Origin of the sequence: Terrisphaera buseokensis (assembly GCF_047521145.2) — a bacterium.
Taxonomy (GTDB): Bacteria; Verrucomicrobiota; Verrucomicrobiia; order Opitutales; family Opitutaceae; genus ER46.
The window spans coordinates 5,557,182-5,570,115 of the sequence record NZ_CM134186.1; the positions used below are offsets into that span (position 1 = coordinate 5,557,182).

The following is a 12,934-nucleotide window of genomic DNA, read 5'->3' on the forward strand; positions in this document are numbered from 1 at the left end:
GCGGGCAGGGCGACCACGGCAAGTGCCAGTGCCACCCAGCACGCTCTCAGTACGACTGAAAACGCTACAGGCATGTTCAAGACAGAGCTTTGCGGTAACCGAGTTCGCACATCAATGCCGAACTTAGAACGCCTTCGAGGCGCGCGGCGACCCGGAACATTGGCAAACCGATGTCAAACGACGCGGGCCCACAGGACCTTGAGGTAGCGGCTTTCGAGGCAGTTCGAGTAAACCGGATGATCCACGCCGGGGCCGGTGCGATCGAAGAATTGCAGCCGGCGATTCTGCCGGTGGGCGGCCTTGATGACATGCGCCTCGAAGTCTTCCAGCGAAAGCAGGCCGGAGCAGGAGCACGTCACGAAAATTCCGCCCGTCTTCACCAACGAAATCGCGAGCAGGTTGAGGTCTTCGTATTTCTGCCGGCCCTCCCAGTTGCCATGCTCGTCGCGCGTGAAAATGAACTTCGGCGGATCGAGCACCACGACGTCCCATTTTTCCCCGTTGGTCTGCATCTGCCGCGCGTACGCGAAGGCATCGGCGTGCACGAACTTCAGGCGCGCCTGATTCAGGTTCGCGTTGCGTTTGGCCTGGGCGATCGCGGCTTCATCGAGATCGACGCTCGTCACCTCCGTCGCGCCGCCGGCCACTTTCGCGTTCAACGAAAACCCACCGGTGTAGCAGCACAGGTCGAGCACGCGGGCGTCCTTGGTGAAGCGGGTGATGGCGCGGCGATTGTCGCGCTGGTCGCAGAAGAACCCCGTCTTGTGGCCCTCGGCAAAATCCACCTCGTAGCGGACGCCGTGCTCACGGATTTTCACCGCGCGCGGGGCGGAGGCATTCGTTTCGTTGAAGGTCGACGGCTTGATGCCTTCAAGACTGCCCAGATCGTGATCGACCTGCACGCGCGCGAACTTCGTTCCCGCCAGCTCGTGCAACAGCGGGAGCCACTGCGGCAGGCGCTGCGCCATGCCCAGGCTGTAGAGTTCGCACAGCAGGGTGTCGCCGTAGCGATCGATGGTGAGTCCGCTCAGGCCGTCGCCATCGGAGTTGATCAGGCGATAGGCATCCGTCGTTTCATCGAGTTTGAAGAGCGTGCGCCGCAATTCCACCGCGCGCCGAATCGCGGCCTCGAAATAGCTTTCGTTGACGGGCTCGGTGGAGTGGCACACGACGCGCAGCGGAATCTTGGCGCGCGGGTTGAAGAGGCCGCCGCCGGCGAGATTGCCGTTCTTGTCGAAGACATTGACGAAATCGCCCGGCCGGGCGTCGGAGGACACCTGCCCGAGCAGGCGGGGAAAAATCGCTGGCTGAAACGTGAAGTACTTCAACTGCGCCCACGGTTTCGGCCAGGCCGCGCGGTTGATCACGGGCAGGATTTTCTCGGGCCTCTCGGGCGGCAGCGGTTCGGACATGGGCTCACTTGGGCGATGCCAGGCGCACGCGGCAATTTTTTTGCGCGCAGACAACCGTTCGGACCGAAGTCCGGCGATTGGAGCATCGGCGCCGGATGCGAGGGACAAGCCGCTCTTGCCGCGGCGGTCGTGCAGAAGGAGGAGTCCCTCGCCACCGTTCTGGATTTCGAGAGCCTCCGGTGTAGTCTTACGTGACGCGGCCCGAAGCGACACCGAAGGCACAGACACCACCATCACCTGCGCGTCCCGCCAGCGCACGGACTTCGGCAAGGGAAACGCACTATCTCAAAGCCAAGTCCCGGGTGAGCATCCCCACGATCATCGCCCAAGCCACAGCTCGCCGCCGGAAGGTTCAGATTCCACCCGCATGACGCGCTCCGCCCGCCGCCGGAGGCCTACCGATCGTCCACCCCGTCTCCGGCACGGGTCATCGAATCACGACCGCCCAAGCCGCTGAGCGCGCCCGCTGGGTGATTGCCCAATCCGAGATTCTCACCGACGCGCACGGCTGCGACGACCGCCTCGACGGAACACATCCGTCCACGGACAACAAAAAGGCCGACCGGAATCCGGTCGGCCTGATAGCTGGAAACGGCGACGTACGCTTACGCCACCCGCTCGACGATCAACGGCGGCGGCGTCGGGCGCTTCGGGGCCAGACGGTAGGCGTTCTTGAAGTACTCGAGCGCCTGCTCGAGCTTCGCCTCGTCATTGTAATGAATCATCATCAGCGGTTCGCCCTGCTTCACCTGCGTGCCGACCTTCTTGATTTCGGAAACGCCGACCGAGTGATCGATCTTGTCGTGGGCTTCTTCCTTGCCGGCGCCGAGCAGATGCACGCCCCGGGCAATCATCGCCGCGTTGATGGTGTGGACGTATCCACGTTTCGGAGCCGGCAGCTTGCGGATGTGCCGCGCCGCCGGGAATTTCTCCGGGTGGTCGATGTACGCGGTGTCACCGCCCTGCGCCTTCACCAAATCCTTGAACTTCTCGAGCGCCGATCCGTCCGTGAGGTGACGCTGGACGGTCTGCTTGGCCGAGAGCGTCGAACCCGCCACGCCGGCGAGACGAACGATTTCCATGCCGAGCTTGAGGACCAACTCCTTCATGTCCTCCGGGCCTTCGCCCTTGAGCAACTGGATCGCCTCCTTGATTTCGAGCGCGGTGCCGACGGTGTCACCCAAAGGCTGGTTCATGTCCGTCACGAGCGCGACGCAACGCCGCTTCATCGAACGGCCAACCCGCGTCATCGAACGCGCCAGCTGCTTCGCCTGCTCGAGATCCTTGATGAAGGAGCCGTTGCCCCACTTCACATCGATCACGAGACCTTCCGATCCCTCGGCGAGCTTCTTCGAGAGCACGCTGCCCGTGATCAACGGCAGGCTCGGAATCGTGCCGGTCTCCTTCCGCAACTCGTAGAACTTGGCATCGGCCGGAGCCAGATCCTCGGTCTGCGCGATGATCGCGCCACCGATGCGGGCCAGCTGACCGGCGAACTGTTCGTTCGTCTGGTTGCTCTTGAAACCGGGAATCGCCGCCAGCTTCTCCAGCGTGTTGATGATGTAGTCGTGCTCAACGCCGCACATCATCGGCACCACGACGCCCGAGGCCATCGCGAGCGGCACCAGGACCAGCGACGTCTTGTCGCCCACGCCCCCGGTGGAATACTTGTCGATCTTCGGCTTCGCGATGTGCGAGAGGTCGATGACCTCACCCGACAGCATCATTTCCTCGGTCAGGTCCGCCGTCTCCTGGGCCGACATGCCCGAGAAGTAAATCGCCATTGCGAGCGCCGCGAGCTGGTGCTGGGGCATTTCGCCATCCAGCGTGCTGTCGATGATATAGCGAATTTCCTCCTGGGTGAATTCGCCGCCATCCCGCTTCTTTTCGATCAGGAAATTGAAGGTTGGCTTGATGAAACGACGCGTCGGAATGTTTCGTTTGCTGGTCATGAGTGATGTGTGTGCGTATGACGGGTGGCGGTCCCCGCCCGGGCGGAAAAGTTTGCGAGCCAATGCTCTTCCTCTGAAAAGTCGAGCTCAAACCCTCCGGGCCCCCAGCCTGCAACCTACATCCATTGCGAGCGTTCGCAAGTAACCGAACGGTAGCCTTAAGGAAGCGTTCGGTCGCGGCACGACCGGCCTACAAGCCTGCCCGGGGCGTTTTTCCCGTGAACCGGTCGCGGGCGTTCCCGGGCAGTGGGCTCCACCCGCCCGCCGTCACGTCAACCTCGCGCTTTCACTACAAACCTTCCGGGAAAGTGCGGTCATTTCAGCGGGCTGCCCGCTGCCACCCATGCCGCCACGACCGCCCGCTCCTGCTCGGTCATTTGCGTGATATTCCCCAGCGGCATCATGCGCGTGACAACCACCTGCTGGTAAACCCGCTGGGCGTTCTTCACCAAGGCATCCGCCGTGTGCAGCTCCACGCCCAGCGGCGGCTGCGCGAGGCCCGGAAAGGTCGGGACCGGTGAATGGCAGTTAATGCAGCGCTCGCCCATGATGGCCCGCACGCGCTCCAGCGTCACCGCGCCCTCTACCTTGGGCAACGGCACGATCCGCGGCGCCGTCCACCACGCGACGGTCGCCAGCAGCAGGCCTCCGATCATTGGATACTGCCAGGCCAGCACACCCTTGTGCCGGCGGTTGAAAAAGTGACGGATGCTCACCCCCGCCGCGATCATCAGCATCAGGATCACCCACGCGTGGCGGTGCCCGTAGGTCGACGCGTAATGATTGCTGATCATGATGAACAGCACCGGCAGCGTGAAATAGTTGTTGTGCACGCTGCGCTGTTTGCCGCGCTGGCCGTAAATCGGATCGGGCAGCTGCCCGACGCGCATCGCCTCGACCATCTTGCGCTGTCCGGGAATGATCACGAAAAACACGTTCGCCGCCATGATGGTGCCGATCGCCGTGCCCACGTGAATGTACGCCGCGCGCCCGCTGAAAACCTGGTGCAGTCCGAACGACAGCGCCCCCAGCAGCGCGAACACGATGACACCCAGCAGCACCTCGCGTTTGCCCAGCGGCGACCGGCACAACGCATCGTAGATGAACCACGCGCCGACCATGCTCGCCGCTGCAATTCCGATCGCCTGCGCGTTCGTCAACGTCACCAGTCCGCGATCGAGCATCATCGATTGCGCGCGCACCCAGTACAAGACGACCAGCAAGGCCGTGCCCGACAGCCACGTCGTGTACGCCTCCCACTTGAACCAGTGCAGCTTCTCGGGCAGCGACGCGGGCGCGACGGCGTACTTCTGAGGATTGTAGAAACCACCGCCATGCACGGCCCACAACTCTCCGGACACGCCCTTTTTCGCGTTCTCCGACCCAGGCGCCGGCGGCTCGAGCGAATTATCGAGCCAGATGAAATAAAACGAAGATCCGATCCACGCGATGCCGGCAATGATGTGCAGCCAGCGCAGCAGCAGGCTCAGGAATTCGACCAGATGGGCATCCATGAAAAGTAGGAACCGACGTAAGCTGCCGCGATGCCAATCCAGCGCCCCCACTCATGCAACCGCGATCAGCGTCCGAACTCCACGCTTGCGCGCCCCGCGCCGGCTCCGGTTCTCTCGCCCGATGCACGTTTCGTTCAACCTCGCCGCCGATCTCGACCAGGCGCTGAAAGCCGCTGCCACTGCGGCCGGGCTCGCCGATGCCGACGCCTTCGCCCCCGAGGTTCGCACCGCCGATCCGCGCCATGCCGACTTCCAAGCCAACGGCGTGCTCGGTTATGCGAAGGCCCGTAAACTGAATCCGCGCGCCACCGCCGAAGCGCTGGTCCGCGCCCTGCCCGCCGATCTCGCCACTCACTACACGATCACGATCGCCGGCCCGGGCTTCATCAATTTCACCCTTGCGCCCGCCACGTTGCTCGCGTGGTTGCGCGCGTACGATTCCGCCGCGCAGCTCAAGGCCGGTGCGGCCGCCGCGCATGCCGGTCAGACTTGGGTCGTCGATTATTCGTCGCCCAACACCGCGAAACAGATGCACGTCGGCCATCTGCGCTCCGCCGTGATCGGCGAGGCCATCTGCCGGCTGCTGGAGTTCACCGGTGCCCGCGTGGTGCGCGACAATCATCTCGGCGACTGGGGCACGCAGTTCGGCAAACTGATCTACGGCTACAAGCGCTGGGTCGATCCGGTTGCATTGAAGAACGATGCCATCGAGGAACTCGAGCGGCTCTACAAGCTGGGCAACAACGCGACCCCGGAAGGATCGCCGGAGCTCGACGAGGCCCGCCGTGAACTCGTGAAATTGCAGACGGGCGATCCGGAAAATGTCGCCCTGTGGCAGACGTTTTCCGAAGTCAGCCTCGCCGCCTTCCAGCAAATCTACGATCGGCTCGGCATCCGCTTCGATCACAACCTCGGCGAGTCTTTCTACAACGACAAGGTTGACCGCGTGTATCGCGAACTGAGCGAAACCGCGCTCGCCGAAAACAGCGAAGGCGCGCTGGTCGTCTTCCACGACGAACACCCGCGCTTCTCGCGTCACGCCGAGCGGCCGAATCCGTTCATGGTGCGCAAGGCCGACGGTGCCAGCGGCTACGCGTCCACCGATCTGGCCACGGCGTTGTATCGGACCGAGCACTTCAAGGCCGACGGCATCGTAGTCGTCACCGATTTTCGCCAAGCTGATCACTTCGAGCAGCTTTTTCTGACGGTGAGGAAATGGTTCGCCGCGAAAAAGTACCGCGTGCCGGAATTGCATCACGTGACGTTCGGCGCCGTTACGGGCGAGGACGGCAAGGCGCTGAAGACGCGCAGCGGCGATGTCATCAAGCTCAAGGCGCTGCTCGACGAAGCCGTCGAGCGGGCCCTTGCGATCGTTTCCGAAAAAAATCCCGACCTACCCGAAGCCGAGCGCAGCGAGATCGCGCGGATCGTCGGCATCGGCGCGGTCCAATACGCGGATTTGTCCCAGAACCGGAGCAGCAACTATGTGTTCTCGTGGGACAAGATGCTGGCCCTCGACGGCAACACCGCGCCGTACCTGTTGTACGCGGTGGCCCGCATTCATTCCATCTTCCGCAAGGCCGGCGTGGCACCCGACGATCGCGCGACGGAGTCGGCAGTCGCACCGCTTGAAACTCCCGCCGAACTGGCCCTCGCCCGCAAGCTCACCAAGTTCCCGGACGCCATCCGCATCGCCAGCGAAACGCTCCGGCCGCACTACCTGAGCCTTTATCTTTTCGAACTGGCCGGCGACTACAGCTTCTTCAACAACTCGGACAAGGTGCTCGTCGACGATCCCGGCGTCCGCGCCCGGCGACTGCTCTTGTGTGCACGCACGTTACTGATGCTGGAAACCGGCCTGAATTTACTGGGGTTGCGCACGTTGACCCGAATGTAAGGCGATTGTCATAGGGAGCCTGCGCCCGGTCGCGGCTTCAAAACGCTCTTGCCGGTCTTTCAACGCCCTCCCACCCTCGGCTCTCATGGCCACGCAGGAAATCTACATCCGAAACGCGACGGAAACGGAAGCCCGCGGACCGTTCAGCGCCGAACAGGTGGCCGACCTCGCTGAATCCGGCCAGGTCACCCGCGAATCAATGTACTACGACGCGGGGACCGAGCAATGGGTCGCGTTGACGTCCAACCTGGAGTTGATGGCGATTGTGTTTCCGGAGAAGCGGAAACTCACGCTGAAGCCCAAGGACATCCAGACACTCAACAAGCCGGCCGACGACTCGCGCTCGATCAACGTCAACGAAATGCTCGCGGCGGCCGAGGGGCGCACGGACGACACCAGTGGCAAATCCGATCCCCGCATCGCCATGGCGCGGGCGGCCAGGATCGGCATGATCGGCGCCCTCATAAGTCTCGTCGCGGCCGCCGGCGCGGAGATCCTTCCGTCCACCACTACGCTGCTCACGATGGATCCGGCGAAGCTGCTGGCGAATCCGCTGGTCGTCCTTGGCATCGTCGACATCGGCCTCGCGATCCTCGTGGCGTTGGGGATGCTGACGCTGTATCCCCTGATTCGTTTTCGGGCCGCGCTCGGGTTGGGCCTGATGGGATTTCTATTCTACGTCGACGGTCAGACCGTACCGCTGCTGGCGGCAACAGTCGGCTCGATCGGACTCTATCTTTGCACGATTGTGGTGAGCCTCGTCCCCGCCCTGATTGCCGTCGCCGCGGGCGTCGGCGGCATGGGCATGCTGGCGTGGCATTTCATCTCCCGCTGAACACGTGGCCCACGCCGGTCATCCGACCCCTCCTGCCAAAGGGCGACTCGGCGCTGTGTGGGCGCGATTGGTTCATGTTTACCACCGCGAGATCTGGCAGTCGCTGTACCTGAAGGATCGGTCGCTGCGCGGCTGCACCTACGCGGTGCTGCGGGTCCTATCGATTACGATCACGGCCTTTTTCGAGTCCCGGATCGCCACCCGCGCGGCGGCCTTGAGTTTCAGCTCGCTGCTGGGCCTCGGCCCTCTGCTCGTCATCGCGGTGCTCGTCGCGGGCTTTGCGCTCGGCCAGACCCCATCCGACGATCCCACGAAGATCGGCGAAACCAGCCGCAAGACGATGGTGGCGGACACGCTCAACCAGTTAATCAAGGTCGTGGCGCCGCAGATCGCGCAATACGAGCAGGTCACCCAGACGGCCAACGAGGTGAATCCGCAGCTGGTGGAAATCATCGACAACATCATCACGTCGTCGCGCTCGGGCTCGGCGGGCGCCGCGGGTATTTTTTCGCTCCTCCTCATTGTCCTGCTGCTCTTCAAATCGGTCGAGGACACCTTTAATGACATCTGGGGCGTGCGGCAGGGACGATCCGTCCTGATGCGCGTGGTGCTCTACTGGACCATCCTCACGCTGGGCGCGATTTTGTTCTTCACCGCCGTGGCGATGCTCAGCGCGGGCACGCTGGTGAGCGTGTTTTTCGAGAAGACGCCGGAAAAGGAGGCGCTGAAATCGCTCGGCGTGCTCGTGCAGATGTTCTCGTTCACGATGCTGGCGTTGATCCTCACCCTCTTCTATCGCGTGATTCCGAACACCCGCGTGTTCTGGCGGGGAGCGTTCTCCGGCGGGCTCGTGGTCGCCGCGCTGCTCTTCGGCAACAACCTCGTCCAGTTCTTCTACGTGAAACGCGTCGTGCTGGAACGCAGCCTGTATGGGTCGCTGGCGATCGTGCCGGTGCTGATGTTCGGTCTCTACATCTTCTGGCTCTTCGTCCTCATCGGCGGCGTCGTGAGCTATGCGGTGCAGAACGTCCACTTCCGCAACAGCCAGGCCGCGTGGAGCACCCTGACGGAATCCATGCGCGAGCGCCTCACGCTCGTGGTCTTCCTCACCATCTGCCGCCGGTTTCGCGAATGCCTGCCGCCGATCTCCGCCTCGATGCTGAGCACGTTGCTGAAAGTACCGACGCAACTCCTGAACGAGTGCCTGAACCGTCTGGTGCAGTTGGAGCTCGTCACGACAGTACGCCCGCCCACCCACGGCGCCGCCACCGACTACCTCTACCAGCCGGCGCGGCCGCTGAATCGGATCACGCTTTTCGATTTCAAGACGCTGGACGACAACCTGGGCGAGGATCCGGTGGGCCACTCGCTGGAGAGCATCGATCCGCTGGTGTCCCGCTATAACGCCGCCCTGAACCAGATCGGCGAACAGGAGTTCTTCCAAAAATCGATCGAGGCCCTGTTCGATGACCATCCGTTCGAGGAGTCGCACCCGCCGTTCGCGCTTGGCCAACGCCGGCCGGCGAAGTAGCCGCAGCAGCGGGATCGAGCGCGGCCGGGACGCGTTGCGCGCGGATCGCGGTCCCTGCACCGTTCGGCGAACAACGGCCCAGACGCATGCCCGCTCACCGGAGTTCAGGCGCAGTTCGCCCTTGCCACCCGGGCCCCCCGACCTAGCTTTCGACGTTTTCCGCCCATGATTTCCTGGATCCAACGGTACTTTCAACACCACTTCAGAGTCATCTTTGCGGTGCTGTTAGGTGTGATCATCATCTCGTTCGTCTTCACGATCGGCGCCGCCCCCGGCATCGGTCGGGGCGATCGCCAGGTCATCGAGCGCCAATTTTTCGGCTACAATCTGAACATGCAGGCCGACCAGCAGCGGCTCATGGGTGACGCGGGGCTGAGCGCGAATCTTCGCGTCGGTGCCTTCGGCAACCTGGATTCCGAGCAAATTCAAAACTACGCCTTCCAGCGCGCCGCCACGCTTCACCTCGCGGACAAGTGGCACATCCCGGCAGCCACGCAGCCCGAGATCGAGGGGCAGATCAAGACGCTGCGCATGTTCTTCGGACAGGACGGCCAGTTCGACGCGAAGGCGTACCAGACCTTCCGTGACAACCTGAAGACCAACCCCCGCGGCCTCACCGAGGCGGACATCGTTCGCATCGTCGGCGACGACGTGCGCGCCGAGAAAGTCCAGACCCTCCTGTCGGGTCCGGGTTATGTGCTTCCGGCTGAGGTCAAGAATCAGATCCTGCGCGCCGACACCTCCTGGACGCTCGCAACGGCCAGCGCCGACTACGCGGCGTTCAAGCCCGAGATCAAGCCGACCGATGTCGAGCTCACGCAGTTCTTCGAGCAGTCCGGCGGACGTTACGACATTCCCCCGCGCGTGGTCGTCAGCGCAGTCGAGTTCCCGGCGCTGGCTCATGTCGGCAGCGTCACCGTCACCGACGCCGATGTCCGCGCCTTCTACGACTCCAATCCCTCGCGCTTCCCGAAGCCGGATGCCGCGAAGCTCGCACCAGCGACGCCGTTGGTGACGCCTCCCGCCGATCCCGCAGCCGACTTTGCCGCGGTGCGCCCGCAGGTGGAGGCAGCGCTCCGCATCGAACGCGCCCAGGCGCTCGCAGTGAAGGCCGCGAGTGATTTCGCGCTCGCCCTCTACGATTCCAAGGCCGCCACGCCCGAAGCCATCGAGGCGTTCGTAGCCGGCAGGAAACTCGCGGCCAAGACGCTCGCTCCCTTTACTCGCGACTCAGGACCGGCCGAGTTGGGCGGATCGCCGGAAGCGGCCACGCAGGCGTTCCGTTTGAGCAAGGACCGCCTCGTTTCCGAAGTGGTGCCGACGCCCGCTGGCGCCGCCATCCTCGTCTGGAAGGAAACGCAGGCCTCGCACAAACCCCTGTTCACGCAGGTGCGCGAAAAGGTTTCCGCCGACTACGTCGAGAACGAGCGCCGCAAGCGCTTCGTCGAACTGGGCAAAACGGTAAAGACCCAGATCGAAACGCGCCTCAAGGCCGGCGATGCGTTTGAGAAAGCAGCCGCTGACGCCGCCGCAGCCGCGGGTCTCAAGCTCGAGGCGAAAACGATGGCGGCTTTCACCCTGCGCAGCCGTCCGCAGGACGCCGACTACAGCGTGCTCGGGACGCTGGAGCGCCTCGAAAAAGGCCAGGTCTCCGACATGGTGATCAACGTCGACAAGGGGATCTTCGTCTACGCCGCCGAGAAGAAGGCCCCGGACCTTTCCGAAACCAATCCGCAGTTCGCGGAAACGCGCAAACAGATTGCCGCTTACAACGGCCGTTTCGGCGCCTCCGCCTACATCTCCGAACTCGTCGAAAGCGAGCTCAAGAAGTCGGAACCCAAGGTTCAGTAAGCGTGACCTGACCACCGCAAACCAAGCCCGTGCCGCCCACCCGCAGCACGGGCTTTCTTTTTTGCGGAAGTGTGTGCATACAGGAAAGCCCGTGCCGCTGAGATTCTACGCCCCGCTCACTCCACCGTGCCGCCTCTGCGGTCCGGGATTCGAGCATCGTCAGGCCGGCGACGCCCCCGATTTGAGCTCCTGTCCGAAGTGCGGACAGGCGGTAAAGCCCTCCTCGATTCAGCCGGTAAATTCCCCGAAACTTTCAGCGCCCATTTCCGTCTCGCGGGCCAGACAAGCCGGTTTCACCGTGCTGAAGCGCACCTCGGGCGGTGAATACGAAAGACAGTAACTTTCACTCATTCCCTGGTGTTGTCTCCAGCACCTTCGGCCGCTCTTCTCCCTCAAACTCCAGTCATGTCACGCCTACCCGCTCGCGCCCTGCTCGCCTTCAGTGTCACCTTCGCCACCGCCTTCGGCCAGACGCCGCCCGCAGCGCCCGCGCAAGCCGCTTCCAACGCCTCCAACAATGGAGCCCCGTTCTCCCTCGAGGATGCCATCGGCCTCGCGCTGAAGAAGAATTTCGATCTGCAGGTGCAGTCGTTCGTCGTTGAAAACGCCAAGGACGCCATCGCGATTCAGGAGGCAGCATTCGATCCGACCGTCACCGCCTCCGGCCGCCGCTCGGTGAATCAGGCCGCTTCGAACACCAGCCGTCTCGATGGCGCCCAGACCGAGGGCCCGCGTACGGACAGCACAACGCTCAGCGTCGGCGCCACCCTGCCCAGAATCGCCGCGACGAACGGCACCCTCGGTGTCTCGACGAACGTCAGCCGCAGTGCGACGAATTCGACGAACGCCCTGCTCAATCCCAGCTTCGGTCACGGCGTTTCCGCCAACCTGAACCAGCCGCTCCTCAACGGCGCGGGCCGCTTCAACGCCACCTCCGCCCTCCAGCGCGCGAAACTCGGCCTGAACATCGCCTCGATCAATTACAAGAGCCGCGTGCTCTCCGTCATCAGCGACACCGAGAACGCCTATTACAATCTGGTGGCCGCCCGCGAGACGCTCCGCATCCGTCAGCTCACGTTTCAGTACAACCAGAAGCTCCTCGAGGAAAACCAGGCTCGCCGCACGACGGGCGTCGCCACCGATCTCGATGTCCTCTCTGCCGAAGTCGGCGTCGCCACCTCGCGCCGCGGCATCATCCAAGCCGAACAATCCGTCCGCGATGCCGAGGATCGGCTGCTGAATTTGATCAACGTCCCGAACTTCGACGTCCGCGTCGGGCCGGTGGCTTTCGATGACTACAAGGGTGGCACGCCGACGTTCGCGGCGTCCTACAAACTCGCCCGCGAATACTATCCTGACACGCTGTCCGTCGAGCAGGCCATCAAGCAGCTCGAAATCGATCTGGAGACCGCCCGCCGCAACCAGCTCCCCGACCTCGATCTTCTCGCGTCCCTCGGCTACACCGCCCGCGCCACGAACGCCGGTTACAACCAGGCGATTTCCAATCTGCCCAACGACCACGGCAACAACTGGTCCGTCGCACTCAACTACTCGATGCCCTGGGGACGCCACGCCGAGAAGGCCCGCTACCGGACGGCGCAGACCAACATCAGCTCGCGCAAGGTCCAGCTTGAGCAACTCGAGCAGACGCTGCTCGTGAACGTTCGCGCCGCCGTCCGCGCCGTCGAATCCAATGTCGCGGCGGTGGAGATCGCCACGAAGGCCACCGAGCTCGCCGCCCGCCAGTACGAGCAGCAGAAAGCCCGCTTCGACGCCGGTCTCTCGACCAGCCGCCTCGTGCTGCTGGCCCAGGACGATTTGGAAAACGCCCGCTTCTCCGAGCTGAATTCGCGTCTCGCGCTGCGCCGCGCCGCCGCCGAGCTGAATCGCCTCGAGGGTTCTTCGCTGCAGCGCTTCCGCGTACAGCTCCCGCAGTAAGCGG

At 63.5% G+C, this 12,934-nt stretch carries 8 protein-coding genes; 5 read left to right on the forward strand and 3 right to left on the reverse strand.

Features of this window, described 5'->3' with window-relative positions:
* Positions 1-173: 173 nt before the first annotated feature.
* The 3 genes from ACLJEU_RS20940 to ACLJEU_RS20950 all read right to left on the reverse strand — a co-directional run bounded on the left by ACLJEU_RS20940 (position 174) and on the right by ACLJEU_RS20950 (position 4,878).
* On the reverse strand, positions 174-1,412 hold the full coding sequence (locus ACLJEU_RS20940; protein WP_414663308.1) for a class I SAM-dependent rRNA methyltransferase: 1,239 nt from the start codon (positions 1,410-1,412) through the stop codon (positions 174-176).
* 605 nt (positions 1,413-2,017) lie between these two features.
* Positions 2,018-3,364 carry a thymidine phosphorylase gene (locus ACLJEU_RS20945; RefSeq protein ID WP_414663309.1) on the reverse strand — a complete coding sequence of 449 codons (1,347 nt, stop codon included), beginning with the start codon at positions 3,362-3,364 and terminating at the stop codon, positions 2,018-2,020.
* Between the two features lie 314 nt (positions 3,365-3,678).
* Complete coding sequence (locus ACLJEU_RS20950) at positions 3,679-4,878, reverse strand: urate hydroxylase PuuD (RefSeq protein WP_414663310.1); 1,200 nt, start codon at positions 4,876-4,878, stop codon at positions 3,679-3,681.
* Positions 4,879-4,999: 121 nt separating this feature from the next.
* Between ACLJEU_RS20950 and argS the strand changes: the two genes are divergently transcribed.
* From argS to ACLJEU_RS20975, 5 genes are all read left to right on the forward strand, one after another.
* Positions 5,000-6,775 (forward strand): arginine--tRNA ligase, encoded by a 1,776-nt coding sequence (argS, locus tag ACLJEU_RS20955; RefSeq protein ID WP_414663311.1) that lies wholly within the window; start codon positions 5,000-5,002, stop codon positions 6,773-6,775.
* A gap of 85 nt (positions 6,776-6,860) precedes the next feature.
* Positions 6,861-7,610, forward strand: a complete 750-nt coding sequence (locus tag ACLJEU_RS20960; RefSeq protein ID WP_414663312.1) for a GYF domain-containing protein — start codon at positions 6,861-6,863, stop codon at positions 7,608-7,610.
* A gap of 67 nt (positions 7,611-7,677) precedes the next feature.
* The gene (locus ACLJEU_RS20965; protein WP_414663313.1) at positions 7,678-9,141 is read left to right on the forward strand and encodes a YhjD/YihY/BrkB family envelope integrity protein; all 1,464 of its coding nucleotides are present in this window, start codon (positions 7,678-7,680) and stop codon (positions 9,139-9,141) included.
* A gap of 165 nt (positions 9,142-9,306) precedes the next feature.
* Positions 9,307-10,992, forward strand: coding sequence for a peptidylprolyl isomerase (locus tag ACLJEU_RS20970; protein ID WP_414663314.1), 1,686 nt, complete (start codon positions 9,307-9,309; stop codon positions 10,990-10,992).
* A 405-nt stretch (positions 10,993-11,397) separates the two neighbouring features.
* A complete protein-coding gene (locus ACLJEU_RS20975) occupies positions 11,398-12,930 on the forward strand; it encodes a TolC family protein (protein WP_414663315.1) in 1,533 nt (510 codons plus the stop codon).
* Positions 12,931-12,934: the final 4 nt, after the last annotated feature.